Origin of the sequence: Brevundimonas sp. TWP1-3 (assembly GCF_049896085.1) — a bacterium.
Lineage (GTDB): Bacteria > Pseudomonadota > Alphaproteobacteria > Caulobacterales > Caulobacteraceae > Brevundimonas.
The window spans coordinates 1,017,524-1,036,951 of sequence record NZ_JAFCTP010000001.1 but is presented as its reverse complement, the minus strand read 5'-3'; the positions used below and the strand labels follow the sequence as shown (position 1 = coordinate 1,036,951).

Below are 19,428 nucleotides of genomic sequence, written 5' to 3'. Positions count from 1 at the left end.
TTACTGGGCGGCCGGCGCGGCGGGCGCCGCGGCGGGAACGGGTTGGTCGGCGGCAGCGCCGACGGGTGCGGCGGCCGGAGCGGCCTCGGCGGCTTCACCGGCGGCGGGCGCCCCGACGGCCGGAGTGACTGCCGGAGCGGCGGCCGGCGCGGGCTCGGCGACCTTGGGGGTCATCGAGCCGCCCTTGGAGGCGATCCACTGTTCGAACTGGGCCTGGGTCACGACCCGGATTTCCAGCGGCATGAAGGCGTGGTCGACGCCGCACAGTTCCGAGCACTGGCCATAGAAGACGCCGGTGCGCTCGGCCTTGAACCAGGTGGTGTTGATGCGGCCGGGGACGGCGTCGGTCTTCAGGCCGAACGCCGGCAGGGCGACGGCGTGGATGACGTCGGAGGCGGTGATGACCAGCTGCACAGTCTTGCCGACCGGCACGACCATCGGCTCGGTCGCGGCCAGGCGATAGGGCACGCCCTTGGCCTTGGCTTCCTCTTCCGGGAGCATGTTGGAGATGTATTCGGCGACGCCCTGGTCCGGATACTCATAGGCCCAGTTCCACTGGTTGCCGGTCACCTTCACCGTCACGTCCGGCGTCGGCATGTCGTGATAGGCGAACAGCAGGCGGAACGAGAACAGGGAGATGAAGACCAGGATCACCACCGGCAGCACGGTCCAGATGATCTCGACCGTGGTGTTGTGGCTCCAGCGCGCGGGCGTCGGATTGGACTTCTTGTTGTAGCGGAACACGATCCACGCCAGCAGGCCCAGCACCAGCAAGGTGATGGCCGTGATGATCGGCATCAGGATCACATCGTGGAAGAAGTGCGCATCGTGCTTCAGCGGCGACGCGGCCGGCTGCAAGCCGATGCCGCCCGGCGTCGGCTGGCCCATCAGGTCCTGCGCCCACGTCGGCGACGCGGCGAACATCGCCAGTCCGGCGCCCAGAACGATCGAAGACGCAGAAGCCGAAGCCCCTTTGAGCGTCCCTAGGGCTCGCTTGCCCATCCCCATACGAGACTTCCCCATAAAACCGTTTTGCAGCAGATACTTGCGAATGGCTCGCAAGAGATCACGCTGGCGCGATTCCCACGCCCGGCGATGTCGGTCACCTATCGGATCGCTTTCCGCTTGCCAAGCGATCAACGCCACAGAGGCCGCAAAGCCGCCGTCAACCAGCCTCGATTAAATCGCTGTCATGTTTCGACAGCTACCTTGCACCGACAGATACCTTGCCGTAGTCAATGGACATCAACGGGAGAGCCGAGGTGCCTGAAACCATCGAGATACAGCTGAAGAAGGGAGTGCTTGGACTGTGTGTCCTGGCGCTTTTGAACCGGGCGGACAGCTACGCCTACGAGATCGCCAGCCGCCTGTCGGACGCGATCGATATGGGGGAAGGAACCATCTACCCCCTGATGCGCCGCATGCAGTCGGACGGACAGGTGGAGACCTATCTGGTCGAATCCTCGGCCGGGCCTTCACGCAAATACTACCGACTGACCGAAGCGGGCCGGGGGGCCCTTGCCGCCCAGACTGCCGAATGGTCCGCCTTCACCAAGGCCGTCGACGCCGTCGTGGCGAACGACGCCGATCAGGGAGCCGCACAATGACGCGCGCCGAGTTCATCGATCGTCTGAAGGAAGGCCTCGTCGGCCTGCCGACCGCGACCGCCAACGACATCATCGCCGACTATCAGACCCATTTCGACGACGGAATCGCCGCCGGCCGAACCGAGGCCGAGGTCGCATCCGCGCTAGGTGATCCGATCCGCCTGGCCCGCGAGCTGAAGGCCGAGGCCGGCATCCAGCGCTGGCATCAGGAGAAGAACCCCTCCGCCGCCGCCGCCGCCGTCTTCGCGGTCCTGGGCCTGGGGGCGCTCGACATCCTGATCCTGCTGCCCCTGCTGATGGGCGTGGTCGGGACCGTGTTCGGCTTCTTCATCGCCGCCATCGCCCTGTTCATCTGCGGCGGTGTGATCATGGTCGCCGGACCCTTCGCCGGCTTCCCCGGCGGACCGTTCGCGGCGATCCTGATGGGTCTGGGCCTGATGGCCGGCGCCGTCTTCATCGGCGCCCTGCTGGCCATCTTCACCATCTGGCTGGTCAACGGCGTCGTCTGGTTCGCCCGCCTGCACTATCGCCTGCTGAAGCCGGCGCTGGAGTCCTCGCCCACTCAATCCACGCCTGTTTCGGGAGTTTCGGCATGATCCGCACCCTGTTCATCATCGCCGGCGCCGCCCTGGTGCTGTGCCTGGTCACCGTCGGCGGCGCCCTCGCCATCGGCGGCCACGACCTCCAGCGCCACGGCTGGGCCTGGACCTTCAAGGACGACAATGGCGAGAGCGTCCGCTTCGAGCGGGTCAAGGGCGGCGGGACCGACGACCTCGGTCCCCTCACCACCCGCACCCTTCCCTGGACCGGCGGCGAGAGCCTGACCGTCGATTCCAGCATCGACGTCGAATACATCCAGGGCGACGCCAACACCGTCGTCATCACCGGGCCCAAGGGTCTGACCGACCGGGTCCGCCTGGTCGACGGCCGGCTGGACCTGGGCGACGGCGACGAGCGGGTCGTGTTCGGCTGGAGCAGCGGCAACTTCACCGCCCGCTCCGAGCGCGACGAGCTGAAGGTCGTGATCACCGCCCCCAAGGTGAACCGCTTCAACGCCAACGGTTCGGGCGATCTGCTGATCAACGCCTATGACCAGCCGTCGCTGGCGTTGGACATCGCCGGCTCGGCCGAGGTCACGGCCTCGGGTCGCACCGACGATCTGAAGGTGGACATCGCCGGCTCCGGCGACGCCTCCCTGGGCGACCTGACCACCCGCGACGCCTCGGTGGACATCGCCGGCTCCGGCGACGCCCGCATCGCCCCGACCGGCGACGTCCGGGTCACCATCGCCGGCTCCGGCGACGTCGCCCTGGCCACCCGCGCCGCCAATGTGAACAGCACCGTCACCGGCTCGGGCGAGGTCTATCAGGACTGATCGGCGCGACGCCTTCGAACCGAAGGGGGCTGGATCCATCCAGCCCCCTTTTTCTTTCGTCATCCTCCGGCAAGCCGCGTCTTCGCGGCGCAGACCGGGGGACCCAGCGGCGCCGAAGGCGATGCGTCCGCAGCACAGCCGTCGAAAAACGCGTCCGCGACAGTGTCGCGCTCGCGCGCGCCGCTGGGTCCCCCGGTCGCTTCGCGCCGGAGGATGACGAAAGCCAGAGGATGACGAAAGAAGGGGCCACGCCTTCACCCCCCGCCCCATTCCCGCTAAGTCACCCGCATGACTTTCGCCCCCCTTCCCGACGCCGGCGCCAACTGGGTGGACCGCCATGCGCCGGAGGGGCTGAAGCCGTGGCTGAAGCTGGGGCGGTTCGACCGGCCCATCGGCATCTGGTTGCTGCTGCTGCCCGGCTGGCAGGGGATCGCCCTGGCCCTGGCCCAGTATCGCCAGCCGCCCGGCCTGTATGACCTGTGGCTGTTCGTCGGCTTCGCCATCGGCGCCTGTCTGATGCGGGCGGCGGGCTGCGCCTTCAACGACATCGTGGACCGCGACTTCGACGCCAAGGTCGCCCGCACCGCCCAGCGCCCCATTCCCTCGGGCCGCATCTCGGTGAAACAGGCCTGGGCCTTCGTGGTGGCGTGCAGCCTGATCAGCCTGACGATCCTGCTGACCTTGCCGACCGTCGCCATCCTGCTGGGCGTCGGATCGCTGGCCCTGGTCGCCGCCTATCCCTTCATGAAGCGGATCACCTGGTGGCCCCAGGCCTGGTTGGGCCTGACCTTCAACTGGGGCGCCCTGATGGGGTTCGCTTCCGCATATTCGGTTGCGGCCAAGGTGGCGTGGTCACAGACGACGATGGCTATGGCGGGTTTGGATGGCCACGACGTCTATGTGGCTTTCGGCCCCATCGACTATCTGCCGTCGGTGTTTCTCTACCTCGGGGGCGTATTCTGGACCCTCGGCTACGACACCATCTACGCCCTGCAAGACATCGAGGATGACGCCATGATCGGCGTCAAATCCTCGGCCCGCCGCCTGGCCTCGGCCGTGCGGCCCGGCGTGGCGATCTTCTATGGCCTCAGCCTGATATTCGCCGCCTTAGCCGGCCTGAACGCCGGCCTGGGTCCGCTGTTCTGGCTGGGCCTGATCGCCTATGCCGCCCATCTGGCGCGTCAGGTCGCGCGCCTCGACCGCAACGACGGCGCCCTGGCGCTGAAACTGTTCAAGTCCAATCGCGAGGCCGGCTTCGTCCTGCTGGCCGCCATCGCGCTCGGATTCCTGGTTTGATGAAGGAGCCTTTCATGCCTCACCCCGCCCGCATCCTGTTGCTGTCCGTCGCCGTCGCCGCGACCCTGGCCGCCTGCCAGCGCAAGGAAGACAAGGCCCCGGCCCAGGCGCCGCCCGCCGCCGTCGCTACGCCTGCGTCCAACACCCCGGTCGGCTATGACAGCAAGACCCCCTACGCCATCGTCAAACTGACCCTGCCCCAGGCGGTCAAGACCACGCCTGCCCTGCACGCCGCCCTCTATGCCGACATGGTGCGTGACCTGAAGCAGTTCGAGGAAGGCGCCCAGGCCGATCTCAGCGAGGCGGGCGGCGGCCCCAACCCCTATGAGAAGACCATCGCCTTCGCCCCCGGCGCCGAAACCGCGAAACTGGTCAGCCTGGCCCGCACCGATTTCGAGTTCACCGGCGGCGCCCACCCCAACACCAGCTTCGCCTCGGTGATCTGGGACAAGACGACCAACAAGCGGCTGGGCTTCGCCGACCTGTTCCGGCCGGGCGCCGACCTGTCGGTGCTGGACAAGGCCCTGTGCGCCGCCGCCAACGCCGCAAAACAGGCCCGGTCGCCGGGATCGGAGACCGCGACCCTGGACGGCAAGATGTGGACCTGCCCCAAGGCCGTCTCGACCCCGTTCGTCTTGACGCCGGGCACGACGCCGGGCAAGGCGGGGGGCGTCACCTTCCTGATGGGGCCGTATCAGATCGGCCCCTATTCGGACGGCCCCTACTGGATCGCCCTGCCGCAATCCGCCTTCCGCGCCCTGCTCGCCCCCGCCTACGCCGACCAGTTCGACGGCGCCCCCGCCAAGGCCGGCGACGTGACGCCCAAGAACGGCTGAACCAATCCTCCCCCGCCTGCGGGGGAGGGGAACCCCGAAGGGGTGGAGGGGGCGGACGCATCACCGCCCTCCCCGTTTTAGATTCGTGCGGTTTTCGCCCCCTCCACCCCGCTTCGCGCGGTCCCCCTCCCCCGTTTCGCTACGCTGCTCGGGGGAGGACCAGCATCACTCCTCCAGAAACGCCCCCACCAATTCAGCGAACCGCTCGGGCTGGTCGGCCATGATGAAGTGCCGCGATCCATCGACCCGGATCAGCGTCACGCCCGGCAAAGCCGCATACTCCCGCCCCCACATCCCGTCGGCCAGCGCCGGCGGCGGGCCGCCGTCCGCATCGGCGGCGTACAGCGCCGTCACCGGCGTGGTCATGGCCGCCAGCCCCGGCCGCGCATCGGTGGTCATCACATCCTTCATGGCCGACGCCATCGCGCGCCGGTCGGTCGCCATCGACCAAGCCACGATCCGCGCCTGTTCCGACGGCGTCCGCGACAGGGCCTTCGCCGTCGCCTCCTGCTGGGTGCGGAAGCTCGCCTCGTCCGCCCCCAGGATCATGCCCGCCGCCTGGTCCGCAAACGGTCGTGCGCTTTCGGCTGTCGCCGTCGGCCCGAACATGGCGCTGTAGAAGGGCAGCGAATCGACCGTCATCACCCGCCCGACCAGAGCCGGCTGCTGCTGAGCCAGCAACAGGCCGCTCAACCCGCCCATCGAATGGCCGATCACCGCCGGCCGATCCAACCCGGCCTCGCGAATATAGCGCGCCAGTTCCTCGACCTCGGGCTGAACGAAGGCCCCGTCGCCATGCGCCCAGGGCTCGCCGGCGAACCCGGCCAGCTGCACCAGATGCACCTGGTGCGTCGCCTTCAGCCGATCCGCCGTCGCCCGCCACACCTCGCGCGAGGACGCCAGACCAGGGATCAGGATCACGTCGGGCCCCTGGCCCGCCACCTCGACCGACAGCCGGTCCGACACAAAGGGCGCAACCGCAACCGTCTCGGCTCGCGCCGCAGCGACCGTCGCGCCGAACGCCAGGGCGACGGCCGAGGCCAGGAAAAGGGCGCGCAGCATCGGGCGCGCGCCCGAACGGACGTACATCATCGTCAACTCTCCAATTGTAAGGTTATTCTGACTTTTTGGTCAGCCCGCGTGCGGGTTCTCGAAGATCTCTTCCACCGGCCGTTCGAACACCGCGGCGATGCGGTAGGCCAGGTCCAGCGACGGATCGTGCCGCTCGGTCTCCAGGGCGATCACCGCCTGGCGCGACACCCCCAGCGCCTGCCCCATCTGTTCCTGGGTCCAGCCGCGCTCGACCCGCAGAAGCTTCAGACGGTTCTTCATCGGCTGGTCTTTATGAAGGGCGACACGATCCCGTACATCGCCCAGAACAGCGGCACGATCAGCCAGGTCTGCATATGCGGCGCCCCGGCGAAACTCTCGCCAAAGCCCCAGAACGTCGCCACGGCCATCGCCAGGCCCGCCGCCACGATGAACTGTTTGGCGGTCACGCCGCGCACGAACTCGTCGCTCTCGCGCATCAGGGCCAGGGTCGCCCAGATCTGACCGATCACCGGCGCCGACAGCACCGCCGCCAGCCCCCAGGCCGCCGGCGCGCCCACGACCTGATCGAAGGCGTCCGTCGTCATCATCGATATGCAGATCGCGACATAGGGTACAGAAAACGCCATCGTGCGGATGATATAGCGTCGGTGCGCGGGCGTTCCGTTTTTCCAGGCAGCAAACATATTGGCTCTCCTTGTGTAAGGACAACCTGACACCACTTGAATGTCATGTCAACCTGACTTTTTGTCAGGCCTGCCCCACATTCCGCTTGAGCTTTTCCGCCCCTCTTCGGACCCGTAGAATGCGGTCATGACCGTCCTCGATCCCGCCGCCTTCATCCGCGCCAATACACGGCTCCAGCCCGTGCCGCATGCGCCGGAAATCTCGTTGTGGCTGGCCGACGAGATCACGCCGATCTGGCGGCTGACGGAGGAGGAGTTGGGCGAGATGGGGGTGCCGCCGCCCTTCTGGGCCTTCGCCTGGGCGGGTGGACAGGCGCTCAGCCGCTATATCCTGGATCACCCGCATGAAGTCGGCGGAAAGCGTGTGCTGGATTTCGCCGCCGGCTCGGGCCTGGTCGGCGTGGCGGCGATGCACGCCGGTGCGGCCTCGGTCCTGTGCGCCGACATCGATCCCTTCTGCCGGGCGGCGGTGGACGCCAATGCAAGGGCCAACGGGGTGGCGCTGGACTTCACCCAGACCAATCTGCTGGACGCCGCCCCGCCGGATATCGAGGTCATCTGCGCCGGCGACATCTGCTACGAACGCCCGATGACCGACGCCGTCCTGGCTTGGCTGGCCCAGGCCCGCGCCAAGGGAACGCGCGTCCTGATCGGCGATCCGGGGCGCACCTACTTCCCGCGCACAGGCCTGGATTTCTTGGCGGAATACCGCGTCCCGACCTCGCGCGAGTTGGAGGACCAGGAAATCAAGCGGTCCTCCGTCTGGGCCATGCCTTAGGCGTCGTGACGGCCCTCGGCGAATTCCTCGATCATCTTGGCGTTGAAGGCCGGGATGTCGTCGGGCTTGCGGCTGGTGACCAGGCCCTGATCCACCACCACCTCTTCGTCCAAAACGATCGCGCCCGCGTTCTTCAGATCGGTGCGGATGCTTTCGAACGATGTCATCGTGCGCCCCTCGACCACCCCCGCCTCGATCAGCAGCCAGGGCGCGTGACAGATGGCGGCGACCGGCTTGCCCGCATCGAAGAAGGCCCGCACGAACTTCACCGCATCCGCATCGGCCCGCAGCAGGTCCGGGTTCGCCACCCCGCCCGGCAGCAGCAGGGCGGAGTATGACGTCGCATCCACCGCCGCCACCGCCTTGTCCGCCGTCACCTTGTCGCCCGGCGTCAGATGGTCGAAGCCTTGGAAGTCGCCGGCCTGCAGCGACACGATCTCGACCGCCGCGCCTGCATCCTTCAGCGCCTTCATCGGTTCATTCAGTTCGATCAGCTCGACGCCGTCGGTCGCCAGGATGGCGACGGTCTTGCCGGAAAGGGATTGGGCCATGGGAGGGTCTCCGTTCGAGAAAGGGGTTCGGCGCGATGAACCCACAGAAACTCAAAGGGTTGCGGCTCCGCTTGGCGCGGCCGGCCTGCGCCCCCACATCCCTTCCATGCGACGCATCCTGACCCTGACGGCCCTTCTGGCGGCGACCGCGACGCCCGTGCTGGCCCAGACCTACCTCCAACCCGGCCGGCCCTACGGCGCCTATCCGGGCGGCGTCTCTGCGGCCATCGCCGACCAGCATCGCTACGAAAACGACCGCCTGCGCGTTCAATCCCAGTCCAACGCCGACCAGGCCCGCCAGCAGCAAATCGAGACCCAGCTTCGCCTGCGCGCCATCGAATCGGCGCGTGAACCGGTCGCGACTCAGTCCCTTCCGCCTCGCCCCCTCTACAGCCCCGAGCAGGAACGCGCCCTGCGCCAGTCCGCCGCCGAACGCCGCGAGCAGACGGCCCAGGGCATGAGCCAGATCGACGACTGGCTGGCCCGTCCCCAGTAAAGGCCACAATGAAGCGCGCGACCTGACGCATCTCTTCCCTTGCCCCTGCGTTCCGGCCTAGCTTATCGAGGATAGGGCGGAGAACGACACATGCGCTGGCAGGGCGGACGGACAGGCGGCGGCGTCGAGGATCGGCGCGGAATGGGCGGCGGCGCCATCGCGGGCGGCGGTTTGGGCGTCGGCGTCCTGGCCATCATCGGCTATTTGGTTTTCGGCATCGATCCTTCGACCACCACCCAACTGGCCAGCCAGTTTGGCGGCGTGGGTGCGGAACAGCAGCAGGGCCAGGTCGGCACGCCTGAGGACCAAGCTGGACGCTTCGTCGATGTCATCGGCAGCAATATCGATGATGTCTGGACGCAAAAGCTGAACGGCTATCAGCGTCCCAATGTCGTCATTTACGAACAGGGCACATCGACCGGCTGCGGCTATGGCCAATCCGCCATGGGCCCCTTCTATTGCCCGAGCGACAAGACCGTCTATCTGGACCTCGGCTTCTGGCAGGAAATGGAGACGCAACTGGGCGCCTCCGGCGCCGACTTCGCCCGCGCCTACGTCATCGCCCACGAGTTCGGCCATCACGTCCAGACCCTGACGGGCACCTCGGCTCAGGTCCGCGAGGCCCAGCAACGCGCCCAGGGCGAGGCCGAGGCCAATCAGTATTCCGTGGCGCTGGAGCTTCAGGCCGACTGCTACGCCGGCGTCTGGGCCAAGAACGCCGCGGCCGTCTCCAACGGCCAGGTCGCGCTGGAGCCCGGCGATATCGAGGAGGGCATGAAGACCGCCCAAGCCATCGGCGACGACGCCCTGCAACGTCGCGGCGGCGGACGGGTCTCGCCCGAAAGCTTCACCCACGGCTCCTCGGCCCAGCGGGTCGAATGGCTGCAACGCGGCTATCAGTCGGGCGACCCCGCGTCGTGCGATACCTTCGCCGGCGCCTGATCGCCCCTTTTTCCCGACAACGATTGATTGACTGACGATGCATGATCGCGCCGGTACGACCGCTCGCCCCGAAGACCTGATCGACCTCGACGCCCTGCTCGGCGCCTACGAGGCCGTGCGGCCGGACATGACCGACCCGATGCAGCGGGTGGTGTTCGGCACCTCGGGCCACCGGGGCTCCAGCCTGGACGGCGCCTTCAACCGCCCGCACATCTTGGCCATCGCCCAGGCCGTCGCCGAATACCGCGCGGCCCAGGGTATCGACGGGCCTCTGTTTCTCGGTCGTGACACCCACGGCCTGTCCGAGCCCGCCTTCCGCACCACGCTGGAAGTCCTGATCGCCAATGGGGTCGAGGTGCTGATCGACGCGCGCGACGGCTTCACCCCCACCCCCGCCGTCTCCCACGCCATCCTGACGCACAACCGGTCTAACAGCCGCCAGGCCGACGGCGTCCTGATCACCCCGTCGCACAATCCTCCCCGCGACGGCGGCATCAAATACAATCCCCCCTCAGGCGGCCCGGCCGGGGGCGAGGCCACCGCCGCCATCGCCGCCCGCGCCAACCAACTGATCGAGGGCGGCCTGACCGAGGTCCGTCGCGTCCCGTTCGCCCAGGCCCATGCGGCGGCGGGCCGGTTCGACTACCTGTCCGCCTATATCGACGACCTGCCCCACGTTCTGGACCTGGACGCCATCCGCAACGCCGGGGTCCGCATCGGCGCCGATCCGCTGGGCGGCGCGGCCGTCGCTTATTGGGGCGAGATCGCCACGCGCCACCGGCTGAACCTGACGGTGGTCAACGACGCCGTCGATCCGCGCTGGGCCTTCATGCCGCTGGACGCCGACGGCAAGATCCGCATGGACTGTTCGTCCCCCTGCGCCATGGCCGGTCTGATCGGCATGATGAAGGGCGGCTCGGCCTACGACGTCGCCTTCGGCAACGACGCCGACGCCGATCGCCACGGCATCGTCACCCCCGACGCCGGCCTGATGAACCCTAACCACTTCCTGGCCGCCGCCATCGCCTATCTGTTCGCCAATCGGCCCGGCTGGGGCGCGGACGTGGCGGTGGGCAAGACCCTGGTCTCGTCCTCGATGATCGACCGCGTCGTCGCAGGCATGGGCCGCCGCCTGCTGGAAGTCCCCGTCGGCTTCAAGCATTTCGTGCCCGGCCTGTTGGACGGAACCGTCGGCTTCGGCGGAGAGGAATCGGCCGGCGCCGCCTTCCTGCGCCACGACGGCGCGGTCTGGACCACGGACAAGGACGGCATCATCCTGTGCCTGCTGGCCGCCGAGATCCAGGCGCGCACGGGAAGCAGCGCCAGCCAGCTCTACGCCGGCTTGACCGACCAGTTCGGCGCCCCCGCCTACGCCCGCGTCGACGCCCCCGCGACCCGCACAGAAAAAGCCCGCCTCGCCGCCCTCAGCCCCTCGGACATCACCGCCACCGCCCTGGCCGGCCAACCCATCACCGACATCCTGACCCAGGCCCCCGGCAACGGCCAGGCCATCGGCGGCCTTAAGGTCGTCACCGCCGACGCCTGGTTCGCCGCCCGCCCCTCGGGCACCGAGGACGTCTACAAAATCTACGCCGAATCCTTCCTCGGCCCCGACCATCTGGCGACCGTCCAGGCCGAGGCCAGGGCCGTGGTGGCGACGGCTCTGGCGGGCTGACGTCCGTGAGCGTTCGCCGCTTCGAGATTTTCGCGGACTATTTCCAGTTCTACGTCTGCGACGAAACCTACGTCACCGATACCGCGGACCTGTGGAGCCCGGCCGGCGACCCCATGCTGGCCGTCGGCCCCGACCTGATCGCCATAGGCACGGCGCGCAACATGCTGGTGCCGGTCGAACTTGAAATCCTGCCCGCCGCGCCGACGCCCGATCCGGACGCCTGGGATCAGGTTCGCGACTGCGGCCTCCGCCTGTCCAGCGGAACCCTGATCGTGTTCGGCTGCACCGACGATCCCGATCAGGCCGAGCGGATCGACTTGCCCGCCGGCGACTATGCCGCCCGCGTTTCACACGGCGGACTGGACACCCTGTCCGAGGACGGTCTGGACGGCGACGACCGCTATCGCATCCAGCTCTGGCCCGGCGCGGTGCGTCCGGTGACGGTGGTCAAAGGCCCCGCCTAGGCTTCAGATCAGGCCCTCGACCCACGCCCTCAGCGGGTTGGCGGGATCGGACAGCAGCTTGATCACCATGCCGATACAGATCACCACCAGCAGCGGCCGGATCAGCTTGGGTCCGAACCGCATGGCCGCATGCGATCCCAGCCAGCCGCCCAGCACCTGACCCACCGCCATGATCAGGCCGGTGCCCCACAGCACATGGCCGCCGATGGCGAACACCACCACGGACACCAGATTGCTGGAAAAGTTCAGCGCCTTGGTATGGGCCGTGGCGCGGGTCAGCCCCATCCCCATCAGGGTCACAAGGGCCAGGGCGAAGAACGACCCCGCGCCGGGACCGAAGAAGCCGTCATAGAAGCCGATCCCGCCCGCCACGGCGCCAAAGGCGAAGGGTGTCAGACGCGCATGGACATCCTCGTCGCTCGCCTTGGGCCCGACCAGGAAATAGACCGCGATCCCCGCCAGCAGCAGCGGCAACAGCACCATCAGCCAGGTCGCATCGACGAAACTGACCACCACCGCCCCCAGGGCGGCGCCGATGACCGTAAAGATCAGCGGCCATTTCAGCAGGGCGAAGTCGATCCGTCCCTTGCGCCAGAAGGTCCAGGTCGCGGAAGCCGTGCCGAAACTGCCCTGGATCTTGTTGGTGGCGATGGCCGCCACCGGATTGATCCCGACCGCCAGCAGCACGGGCACGGTGATCAGGCCGCCGCCCCCGGCGATGGCGTCCACGAACCCCGCCGCCACGGCTGCGGCGAACAACAGGGCGATGATTTCCGGGGCGAACTCGATCATGGCGCGGACCTAGGCCGTTCCCCGCCGCCGATCCAGCCCCGATGTCTTCAGCCCCCGACCGTGATCTCCATCGGCCTTTCGACGAACAGGCCCGGCCCGCCCAGGTCCAGCGCCAGACGCCGGTTCTCGAACGCCGCCATCCCCACCAGCGCCTTGGGAAAGCCCGGCACGGCGACGTCGTCGTATATGGCCACCGTCGCCTGGCGATACAGTTCGTCGCCGATCGTCAGGGTGCGGACGATGACCGTCTCCGCCCCCACGACGCCGCCCAGGACGATGCTCTGGCCCGGCGTCCGTTCGCGCCCGTCCAGCAGCCCCGCCGCCTGCGCCGTCTCGCGCGTCACGGCCAGCACCGCCGAGGCGCCGGTGTCGATCACCGCATTGACCGTCGCCCCCTCGACCGTGATCGCCGCCTGCAGCGCCTTGCCCGCGCGGGTCACCGAGATGGGCGCCAGCGACGACGGCGGCGTCCAGCCTTCTCGCGCCAGGAACCTGATCCGATGCTCGGCCGTATCCAGCTCCAGCACCAGTTCACGCAGCACGTCCTGGCCCAGGATCAGCGCCGCCCCCAGCCCCTGTTCGCTCGCCAGCGGTCCCAGCCCCAGGATCGCCGCCCGCAATCCGTCCAGTCGCAGGCCGCCAATTGCCACATCCAGCGTCGTCCCGCGCCCGACCTGCGCATCGCCGCCGACGCCGTAAGCCACCATCGGAATATTGAAGACGTTCGTCAGCCCCAGCGTCTCGACCAGCGACCGGTCGATAACCGAATACTGCGCCCCGGAATCGATCAGCGCCCGCACCGGCTTGCCGTTGACCATCACCTCCACCGTCGGCGTCGGCGCGCGCGGCTCGGCATAGGGCAGCCAACCGGTCGATCCGCCCGCCGCAAAGACGACGGACGGCCCCTTCCACACCACATGGTCGCGCAGCCACCAGGCCCCGCCCACACCACCGGCGACCAGCCCCAGCCGGATCAGAAGATCGCGTCGTCTCATACGCCAGACATGGACCGTCGCGACGACCGGCGCCAGCGGGGGAATGGTCGCAACGACGTCGCCCCCATCTCTTTTATTCCGTCATCCTCGCCCTCGTGGCGAGGATCCAGACTCCCGGTCTTCCCGCAGCGTGCTCCACCTTCGCGCACCGGGAGTCTGGATCCCGGGGACAAGCCTTGGGATGACGAACCTGAGCAACGAAGCCAAGGCATGAAATTGTCATCCTCGCCTCCATTTACCGCCCATCGCGCGCCAAGCCCGCCACAACTGCGCAAAACCCGACAAATTCATCCCTGACGCGGGCAGAAACCGGATGACGCCGCCGCCTCGTCTGGCTACGACCTCAACCATCATGACGACATCCAGCGCCCGCTACGTCTCGACCCGAGGCCAATCGCCCGAAACCGATTTCGCCGACGCCCTGCTGCGCGGCATCGCCCCCGACGGCGGCCTCTATATGCCGACCGCCTGGCCGCCGCTGTCGCCCGAAACCTGGACCGGCGCGGCCGACTACAAGTCCATCGCGCTACAGGCCATCGCCCCCTTCATCGGCGACGCCCTGCCCGTCGGCGCGCTGGACCGCGCGCTGGATCGACTGACCGCCGGCTTCGACCATCCGCTGGTCACGCCCCTGGTCGAGCTGGAGCCAGGCCTGTTCGTGCTGGAGCTGTTCCACGGCCCGACCGCCGCCTTCAAAGATCTGGCGATGCAGCTGGTCGCCAGCCTGACGGACGAGGCCTTGGTCGCCTCTGGCGAGCGCCTGACCATCCTGACCGCCACATCGGGCGACACCGGCGCCGCCGCCGTGCGCGCCTTCGCCGGCGCCAAATCCGTCGATCTGGTCGTGCTCCACCCGCTGGACCGCGTCTCGCCGATCCAGCGCAAACAGATGACCACGGTCGAGGCCGACAACGTCCTGAACCTGGCCGTGCGCGGCGATTTCGACGACTGCCAGCGTCTGGTGAAAAGCCTGCTGGCGGACGAAAACCTGCGCGGGCGCGGCCGCCTGTCCTCGGTCAATTCGATCAACTGGGCGCGGCTGGCGGGCCAGATCCCCTACTATGTCTCCGCCACGGCCCAACTCGGCGAGGCGGCGACCTTCATCGTCCCGACGGGCAACTTCGGCGACGCCTTCGCCGGCATCGCGGCGACGAAAATGGGTCTGCCGTCCAACGGCTTCGTCGCCGCCGTGAACCAGAACGACGCCCTGGCCCGCGCCATCAACGACGGCCTCTATTCGCGCCGCGCGGCGGTCGAGAGCGGCAGCGTCTCGATGGACGTCCAGGCGCCGTCAAACTTCGAACGCCTGGTGTTCGAGGCGACCGGCCGCGACGCCAACGCCACTCGCGCCGTGTTCGAGACCTTCGCCCGTGACGGCGCCGTCGCCTTCGATCCCGACCTGCTGGCGGCCTTGCGCGCCCAGGTTTCGGCCGTCTCCATCGACGAGACCGAAACCCGCGCCGAAATCGCCCACGCCTATGAGGCCTGGGCCCGCGTCGTCTGCCCGCACACGGCCGTGGCCCTCGCCGCCGCCCGTCGCCAGGACCGCTCCAAAGGCCCCGTCGTCGCCCTGTCCACCGCCCACCCGTCCAAGTTCGGCGCCTTCGTCTCCGACGTCCTGGGCTTCGAACCTGAGCCCGCAAACGTCATCGCCGCTCTGGGCGACAAGCCCGAGCGGTTGACGGTTATCGATGGAACGATGGAGGCGGCGGCGAACGCCGTGGCGGCCTTTTCAGGCCGCCACTAAACGCTTCTAGCGACGACCGCCGCGGGTCAGCATGCCCAGCAGCATCAGGCCGACGCCAGCGACCGACAGGGTCGTGACCAGCGGACGCTTGCGCGCTTCAGCGGCGACGGTGCGGGCCTTGTCGCGATAATCGGCGGGCACCTTGTCGACCAGGCGATCGACCGAATCCATCGCCTTGCCGAAGGTTTCGAGCGAACGGCCCTTGGCGTCGTTATAGGCGCCTTCGACCTGCATCTTCTGATCGCCGACCAGATTGCCGAAAGCCTTTTGCGTTTTGCCTTGAGCTTGCGAGGCGGCGCCGTTGATTTGTTCGTCGGTCATGGTGTCATCCTTGGGGAGAGAGCGGCGATCTCGCCGTTGCTGCATCAAAAGCCCGGTGACGCTTTCGGTTCCAGCGACTTGCCGACGCAGGCAGCACGATCCTCTCCCTCCCCGTTCGGGGAGGGTGGTCGCGCAGCGACCGGGTGGGGGCGGCCCGGCAGGGACGCAGCTGCTGGATCGGGTCAGATCGGTGCGCGGTTACTTTGCCGCCCCCACCCGACCTCGCCTGCGGCTCGGCCACCCTCCCCGAACGGGGAGGGAAAGGGACGTGCATCCCTCCCATTTCTGGAAACGGAGCATGGTGATTCAATCACTTACCGGTCTCCAGCGACATTCGACCATCCCGCCCCAAAACCGTGAGACACTGCCCCTCCGGTCTTTGACATCGCCGCCGCGCCCAATTGCACTGTCTTGCACATTGCACGCGTTTCCGCGGTGCAGTGCAATTTCCGGATTGAGACGAAGTGCACACATTGCACTGTGTTTTCGCGCCCGTGTCAGACAGGCTCCACCGCGCGCCAGTGGTCCATGCGGCGCAGGAAGACCGCCGGATCCTTGGGCGTCACCAGGTTGGCGGGGTCGTGGAAGATTCGGTCATGCAGCCGCGTCACGGTGAACCGCAGCGCCGCCGCCTCGCCCAGACGCGGCAGGGCCGCCCGCTCGGCCGCACTCAACGGCCGCACCGCCTCATAACCGCGCTGGAAGGCCGCCAGCGCCTCCGGGATCGCCCGCCCCTCGGCGTCGAACCCCCAGGCCGACAGGGCGATGGCCAGGTCATATGCGAAGGCGCCGGTGCAGCCGAAATAGAAGTCGATCACCGCCGAAACGGCATTGTTTTCGAACAGGATGTTGTCGGGGAAATAGTCGGCATGGATCGCCCCGCCTGGCAGATCATCCCTAAACGGATCACCCAACCGTGCCAGCGCCGCCTCGACCCGGTCCAGCAGCGCCCGATCCTCGACTGACGCCCTCGCTGCGCCCCCCGCACAACGATCCGCCAGCCTGCGCCACATGGCCGGTCCGACCGGGTTTTCGCGCCTCAGATCGAAGTCGGCCGCCATTAGATGCAGCCGCGCCAGAACCGCCCCCGCCGCCGCCTGATCGGCCGCAGACGGCGAGCGCAGCCAGGCGCCGGTCTTCCATTCGATCACCGCCGCCGCCCGCCCGTTCAACCGCCCCAGCCAGCCACCTGCCCGATCCTCGATCGGCGTGGGGCACGCAAAGCCCCGCCCCGCCAGATGCGCCGTCAGCCCCAAGCAAAACGGCAGCGACGCCTCGTCCGTCCGCCCCTCGAACAGGGTCAGGACGAACCGCCCCTGCGTCGTGTCCAGCCGATAGTTGGTGTTCTCCACCCCCTCGGCGATGGCCGTCAGTTCGACCACCTCGCCGATGTCGTATGCGGACAGGAACCCACTGGCCTGGGCCAGCGAAACGGGGGTGAAAACGGCCATGGGTCTAGTTTAGGCCCGCATCGGCGCGGCGCGCACGCACGATCTCGGCCAGGTCCGCCATGATGCTCTCGGTCGTGGCCCAGCGCCCGGCGCCCCGGCCCCGGCAACGCCACACCCGGCCGTCGGCGCCGTAGACCTTCAGCGCATTGCCCTCGCCGCGCAGGTTGGAGAACAGCGGATCGCCATGGTCCGCATTCAGCGACACCGACGGGCTGATGACCCCGTCCTTCAGGTGTGCAGCGCCGATCTGGCGCACCCCGCCCTCGGCCGAGGTCGCCTCGGTCAGGTGGTCGCGCGGAACCTCGCCGTCGGGCGAGCGGCCGAACGCCTCGTGGCACAGCAGCCGCACCTTGGCGGCCGCGTCCAGCCCCTCCAGGTCCGACGACGGGTCTTCCTCCGCAAAGCCCGCCGCACGGGCGTCGGCCAGGGCCTCGTTGAAGGCCGCGCCGTCGCCCAGCCGCTCCAGCATGAAGTTGACCGTGCCGTTCAACACCGCCTCGAACCCGACCACCTCGCCGGCCGCGCGGGCGGCGCGCACCGTCTCGATCATCGGCGATCCACCCCCGACCGAGGCCGACCAGAAGATGCGCCGGCCGTGCGCCTGGGCCAGGGCCTGCAGCCCGCCCGGATCGCGAGCGACCGCCTGTTTGTTGGCGCTGGCCACGTCGCAGCCGGCCTCCAATGCGGCGCGGATCACCGCATGACCCGCCTCGCCTTCCGACAGGGCCTCCAGCACGATGTCGGGCTTCTTCGCCCACAGGTCGTCGGCGTTCGCCGTGAACAGTGACGCCGGACAAGCCACGTCGCGCGCCTTCTTGGGATCGCGCACCAGCACCCCGACCACGTCATAGCGGGGATCGCTGAGCAACCGCCCCAGCACCCCGCCGCCGACCACGCCGCATCCCGCGACCGCCACCTTCAGCGGCGGCAGGGCGGGGGCCGGTCCGGGCGGCGCCGACTTCTCGCCGATGGTCGTGCCGTCGGCCCGGTCCAGCGCCGCCACCTCGATCTCGACCCCCCGGCTTTCGCCCAGGTCGATGGCGTCATGTTGCACCAGCGCCCCGCCCAGCTTGCGCGCCACGTCCCAGGACGCGCGGCGATAGCGCAGGGCCGGGGCCGTATTGTCGTTGGGATCGTGGTCGTACAGGCCGTCCACATCCTTGACCAACCGCACCTTCTTCAGCCCCAGCTCGGCCGCCAGGAAGACCGCCGTCAGGTCCGATCCGCCGCGTCCCAAGAGGGCCACCTTGCCGTCCGGCCGCACCGCGCCGAAGCCCGGCACCACCACCACCTCGTGCCGGTCGAGCGCCTGTTTCAGATGATCGGGCCGCAGGCCGCAGGGGCGCGAATGCTCCGGCTCGCCCTCCGCCACGATGCCCAGTTCGCGCACCGACAAGGCGCAGGCGTCCAGGCCGATCCGGTCGCAGGCGATCGCCACCAGGGCCGCCGACTTTTCTTCGCCCAGCGCCACATAGCCGGGCAGCAGGTCGTTGGAATGGGCCAGGCCCAACGCCCGCGCCTCGCCCAGCAGCCGGTCGGTCGCCCCGCCGAAGGCCGAGACCACCGCCACCACCTTCCGCCCGGCCCGCACATGGCCATAGACGGCCGAGGCGACCAGCGGCGCCTCCGCCGGGCTGCGCAGGATGGACGACCCGAACTTCAGCACCACCACTTCGGGGGCGGCCAAGCCTGGTGAGGGCTGACTGCTGGGGTCGAGGCTCTCGGATTTCTCTACGACGGCGAGTGTGGCGGACATTGGGGTTCTCGGAAATGTCGGGATGGGGTGGGGTGAAATAGAAAAACCCCGCCAGGCGGACCGGGCGGGGTTCGGGTTCTGCGGTTGCCGGGGTTCGGCGCGCTAAACTCGTCCCGCCCGTAAGGGCATGGTGGTGGTGGTGGTGGTCGTGCCGCCGATAATCGTGCCGCCGAGGGTCAGCTCGCTGAAGGTCATGCCGAAACGCGTCGCGGCGAGGCCGGCGACGGTGGAAAGTTCGGCGATGAGCGAGCGCTGTTGCACAGGGCAGGTCCGGTTGAAATCTGAGCCTAGGGTGATCGGACCACCCCCATCCTGTCAAGCAGCTATGGATGATTTTTTCGCGACAGGCCGATTTTTGCTCATTTCACACCCGGCCACACCGGCCAACAGCTGCTAATGGCATGAATTTTCCGCTTGACCGGCGCCGCTGGTTTGATCAACGTAAAGTCACTCATCAAGACCAGCCGAGGGATTAGGCCCTTTGACGCTGGGGCAACCATCGGGTCTCACAGCTCGAAACGGTGCCAACTCCTGCGAGATCCTTTGGGATCGCGAGAGATGAGTGGAGCATCGGCGAGACGACGCTCCACGATCTGTCACCGCATCGAGC

22 protein-coding genes and 1 riboswitch are annotated in these 19,428 nt (G+C 68.2%); of the genes, 11 read left to right on the top strand and 11 right to left on the bottom strand.

The window, feature by feature from the left end:
• Window positions 1-1,008 (bottom strand): cytochrome c oxidase subunit II, encoded by a 1,008-nt coding sequence (coxB, locus tag ACP693_RS05255; RefSeq protein WP_209308072.1) that lies wholly within the window; start codon window positions 1,006-1,008, stop codon window positions 1-3.
• 254 nt (window positions 1,009-1,262) lie between these two features.
• Here coxB and ACP693_RS05250 point away from each other — a divergent pair, with 254 nt between their 5' ends.
• The 5 genes from ACP693_RS05250 to ACP693_RS05230 all read left to right on the top strand — a co-directional run bounded on the left by ACP693_RS05250 (window position 1,263) and on the right by ACP693_RS05230 (window position 5,114).
• The gene (locus tag ACP693_RS05250; protein ID WP_409718184.1) at window positions 1,263-1,607 is read left to right on the top strand and encodes a PadR family transcriptional regulator; all 345 of its coding nucleotides are present in this window, start codon (window positions 1,263-1,265) and stop codon (window positions 1,605-1,607) included.
• A complete protein-coding gene (locus tag ACP693_RS05245; protein ID WP_426018397.1) occupies window positions 1,604-2,203 on the top strand; it encodes a DUF1700 domain-containing protein in 600 nt (199 codons plus the stop codon). Before ACP693_RS05250 ends, ACP693_RS05245 begins: the two co-directional genes overlap by 4 nt.
• Complete coding sequence (locus tag ACP693_RS05240) at window positions 2,200-2,982, top strand: GIN domain-containing protein (RefSeq protein ID WP_426018399.1); 783 nt, start codon at window positions 2,200-2,202, stop codon at window positions 2,980-2,982. Before ACP693_RS05245 ends, ACP693_RS05240 begins: the two co-directional genes overlap by 4 nt.
• 288 nt (window positions 2,983-3,270) lie before the next feature.
• Complete coding sequence (locus ACP693_RS05235) at window positions 3,271-4,278, top strand: UbiA family prenyltransferase (protein WP_426018401.1); 1,008 nt, start codon at window positions 3,271-3,273, stop codon at window positions 4,276-4,278.
• A 14-nt stretch (window positions 4,279-4,292) separates the two neighbouring features.
• Window positions 4,293-5,114 carry a DUF3298 and DUF4163 domain-containing protein gene (locus tag ACP693_RS05230; protein WP_426018402.1) on the top strand — a complete coding sequence of 274 codons (822 nt, stop codon included), beginning with the start codon at window positions 4,293-4,295 and terminating at the stop codon, window positions 5,112-5,114.
• 165 nt (window positions 5,115-5,279) lie between these two features.
• Here the strand turns inward: ACP693_RS05230 and ACP693_RS05225 are convergent, their stop codons facing one another.
• The 3 genes from ACP693_RS05225 to ACP693_RS05215 are packed head-to-tail and all read right to left on the bottom strand — an operon-like array spanning window position 5,280 to window position 6,850.
• Window positions 5,280-6,206, bottom strand: coding sequence for an alpha/beta fold hydrolase (locus ACP693_RS05225; RefSeq protein ID WP_426018403.1), 927 nt, complete (start codon window positions 6,204-6,206; stop codon window positions 5,280-5,282).
• A gap of 39 nt (window positions 6,207-6,245) precedes the next feature.
• Window positions 6,246-6,446 carry a helix-turn-helix transcriptional regulator gene (locus ACP693_RS05220; protein ID WP_039244155.1) on the bottom strand — a complete coding sequence of 67 codons (201 nt, stop codon included), beginning with the start codon at window positions 6,444-6,446 and terminating at the stop codon, window positions 6,246-6,248.
• Window positions 6,443-6,850 carry a hypothetical protein gene (locus ACP693_RS05215; protein ID WP_426018405.1) on the bottom strand — a complete coding sequence of 136 codons (408 nt, stop codon included), beginning with the start codon at window positions 6,848-6,850 and terminating at the stop codon, window positions 6,443-6,445. Before ACP693_RS05215 ends, ACP693_RS05220 begins: the two co-directional genes overlap by 4 nt.
• A gap of 127 nt (window positions 6,851-6,977) precedes the next feature.
• Between ACP693_RS05215 and ACP693_RS05210 the strand changes: the two genes are divergently transcribed.
• The gene (locus ACP693_RS05210; RefSeq protein ID WP_426018406.1) at window positions 6,978-7,628 is read left to right on the top strand and encodes a class I SAM-dependent methyltransferase; all 651 of its coding nucleotides are present in this window, start codon (window positions 6,978-6,980) and stop codon (window positions 7,626-7,628) included.
• Here the strand turns inward: ACP693_RS05210 and ACP693_RS05205 are convergent.
• Window positions 7,625-8,179 (bottom strand): type 1 glutamine amidotransferase domain-containing protein, encoded by a 555-nt coding sequence (locus ACP693_RS05205; protein ID WP_426018408.1) that lies wholly within the window; start codon window positions 8,177-8,179, stop codon window positions 7,625-7,627. The genes ACP693_RS05210 and ACP693_RS05205 overlap by 4 nt on opposite strands.
• Before the next feature lie 106 nt (window positions 8,180-8,285).
• Here ACP693_RS05205 and ACP693_RS05200 point away from each other — a divergent pair, with 106 nt between their 5' ends.
• The 4 genes from ACP693_RS05200 to ACP693_RS05185 all read left to right on the top strand — a co-directional run bounded on the left by ACP693_RS05200 (window position 8,286) and on the right by ACP693_RS05185 (window position 11,756).
• On the top strand, window positions 8,286-8,675 hold the full coding sequence (locus ACP693_RS05200) for a hypothetical protein (RefSeq protein WP_426018410.1): 390 nt from the start codon (window positions 8,286-8,288) through the stop codon (window positions 8,673-8,675).
• Window positions 8,676-8,765: 90 nt separating this feature from the next.
• On the top strand, window positions 8,766-9,617 hold the full coding sequence (gene ypfJ / locus ACP693_RS05195) for a KPN_02809 family neutral zinc metallopeptidase (protein ID WP_426018411.1): 852 nt from the start codon (window positions 8,766-8,768) through the stop codon (window positions 9,615-9,617).
• A gap of 37 nt (window positions 9,618-9,654) precedes the next feature.
• The gene (pgm, locus tag ACP693_RS05190) at window positions 9,655-11,292 is read left to right on the top strand and encodes a phosphoglucomutase (alpha-D-glucose-1,6-bisphosphate-dependent) (RefSeq protein WP_426018413.1); all 1,638 of its coding nucleotides are present in this window, start codon (window positions 9,655-9,657) and stop codon (window positions 11,290-11,292) included.
• Between the two features lie 5 nt (window positions 11,293-11,297).
• Window positions 11,298-11,756: a hypothetical protein gene (locus tag ACP693_RS05185; RefSeq protein ID WP_426018415.1), complete on the top strand. Its 459-nt coding sequence runs from the start codon at window positions 11,298-11,300 to the stop codon at window positions 11,754-11,756.
• A gap of 3 nt (window positions 11,757-11,759) precedes the next feature.
• On the opposite strand, the gene ACP693_RS05180 is transcribed toward ACP693_RS05185, so the two are convergent.
• A complete protein-coding gene (locus ACP693_RS05180; protein WP_426018417.1) occupies window positions 11,760-12,548 on the bottom strand; it encodes a TSUP family transporter in 789 nt (262 codons plus the stop codon).
• A gap of 47 nt (window positions 12,549-12,595) precedes the next feature.
• Window positions 12,596-13,543: a retropepsin-like aspartic protease gene (locus ACP693_RS05175; protein ID WP_426018419.1), complete on the bottom strand. Its 948-nt coding sequence runs from the start codon at window positions 13,541-13,543 to the stop codon at window positions 12,596-12,598.
• Window positions 13,544-13,895: 352 nt separating this feature from the next.
• On the opposite strand from ACP693_RS05175, the gene thrC reads away from it, so the two are divergent.
• The gene (gene thrC / locus ACP693_RS05170; RefSeq protein WP_426018421.1) at window positions 13,896-15,290 is read left to right on the top strand and encodes a threonine synthase; all 1,395 of its coding nucleotides are present in this window, start codon (window positions 13,896-13,898) and stop codon (window positions 15,288-15,290) included.
• 6 nt (window positions 15,291-15,296) lie between these two features.
• Here the strand turns inward: thrC and ACP693_RS05165 are convergent, their stop codons facing one another.
• The 4 genes from ACP693_RS05165 to ACP693_RS05150 form a co-directional block, all read right to left on the bottom strand.
• Complete coding sequence (locus ACP693_RS05165) at window positions 15,297-15,611, bottom strand: CsbD family protein (protein WP_346494133.1); 315 nt, start codon at window positions 15,609-15,611, stop codon at window positions 15,297-15,299.
• A 497-nt stretch (window positions 15,612-16,108) separates the two neighbouring features.
• Window positions 16,109-17,062: a homoserine kinase gene (thrB, locus tag ACP693_RS05160; RefSeq protein ID WP_426018423.1), complete on the bottom strand. Its 954-nt coding sequence runs from the start codon at window positions 17,060-17,062 to the stop codon at window positions 16,109-16,111.
• 4 nt (window positions 17,063-17,066) lie between these two features.
• Window positions 17,067-18,818, bottom strand: coding sequence for a homoserine dehydrogenase (locus tag ACP693_RS05155; RefSeq protein ID WP_426018425.1), 1,752 nt, complete (start codon window positions 18,816-18,818; stop codon window positions 17,067-17,069).
• 102 nt (window positions 18,819-18,920) lie between these two features.
• Window positions 18,921-19,079 carry a hypothetical protein gene (locus ACP693_RS05150; RefSeq protein WP_426018427.1) on the bottom strand — a complete coding sequence of 53 codons (159 nt, stop codon included), beginning with the start codon at window positions 19,077-19,079 and terminating at the stop codon, window positions 18,921-18,923.
• Window positions 19,080-19,266: 187 nt separating this feature from the next.
• Window positions 19,267-19,383: riboswitch (SAM riboswitch) on the top strand.
• The last annotated feature ends 45 nt before the right edge of the window (window positions 19,384-19,428 follow it).

Bases quoted from the DNA above. Each gene is read 5' to 3' on its own strand.
- ACP693_RS05240 (WP_426018399.1), top strand. From the start codon at position 2,200: ATGATCCGCACCCTGTTCATCATCGCCGGCGCCGCCCTGGTGCTGTGC.
- ACP693_RS05175 (WP_426018419.1), bottom strand. From the start codon at position 13,543: ATGAGACGACGCGATCTTCTGATCCGGCTGGGGCTGGTCGCCGGTGGT.
- pgm (WP_426018413.1), top strand. From the start codon at position 9,655: ATGCATGATCGCGCCGGTACGACCGCTCGCCCCGAAGACCTGATCGAC.
- ACP693_RS05220 (WP_039244155.1), bottom strand. From the start codon at position 6,446: ATGAAGAACCGTCTGAAGCTTCTGCGGGTCGAGCGCGGCTGGACCCAG.
- ypfJ (WP_426018411.1), top strand. From the start codon at position 8,766: ATGCGCTGGCAGGGCGGACGGACAGGCGGCGGCGTCGAGGATCGGCGC.
- ACP693_RS05165 (WP_346494133.1), bottom strand. From the start codon at position 15,611: ATGACCGACGAACAAATCAACGGCGCCGCCTCGCAAGCTCAAGGCAAA.
- ACP693_RS05155 (WP_426018425.1), bottom strand. From the start codon at position 18,818: ATGTCCGCCACACTCGCCGTCGTAGAGAAATCCGAGAGCCTCGACCCC.
- ACP693_RS05205 (WP_426018408.1), bottom strand. From the start codon at position 8,179: ATGGCCCAATCCCTTTCCGGCAAGACCGTCGCCATCCTGGCGACCGAC.
- ACP693_RS05225 (WP_426018403.1), bottom strand. From the start codon at position 6,206: ATGATGTACGTCCGTTCGGGCGCGCGCCCGATGCTGCGCGCCCTTTTC.
- ACP693_RS05235 (WP_426018401.1), top strand. From the start codon at position 3,271: ATGACTTTCGCCCCCCTTCCCGACGCCGGCGCCAACTGGGTGGACCGC.
- thrC (WP_426018421.1), top strand. From the start codon at position 13,896: ATGACGACATCCAGCGCCCGCTACGTCTCGACCCGAGGCCAATCGCCC.
- coxB (WP_209308072.1), bottom strand. From the start codon at position 1,008: ATGGGGATGGGCAAGCGAGCCCTAGGGACGCTCAAAGGGGCTTCGGCT.
- ACP693_RS05245 (WP_426018397.1), top strand. From the start codon at position 1,604: ATGACGCGCGCCGAGTTCATCGATCGTCTGAAGGAAGGCCTCGTCGGC.
- ACP693_RS05210 (WP_426018406.1), top strand. From the start codon at position 6,978: ATGACCGTCCTCGATCCCGCCGCCTTCATCCGCGCCAATACACGGCTC.
- ACP693_RS05230 (WP_426018402.1), top strand. From the start codon at position 4,293: ATGCCTCACCCCGCCCGCATCCTGTTGCTGTCCGTCGCCGTCGCCGCG.
- ACP693_RS05215 (WP_426018405.1), bottom strand. From the start codon at position 6,850: ATGTTTGCTGCCTGGAAAAACGGAACGCCCGCGCACCGACGCTATATC.
- thrB (WP_426018423.1), bottom strand. From the start codon at position 17,062: ATGGCCGTTTTCACCCCCGTTTCGCTGGCCCAGGCCAGTGGGTTCCTG.
- ACP693_RS05180 (WP_426018417.1), bottom strand. From the start codon at position 12,548: ATGATCGAGTTCGCCCCGGAAATCATCGCCCTGTTGTTCGCCGCAGCC.
- ACP693_RS05200 (WP_426018410.1), top strand. From the start codon at position 8,286: ATGCGACGCATCCTGACCCTGACGGCCCTTCTGGCGGCGACCGCGACG.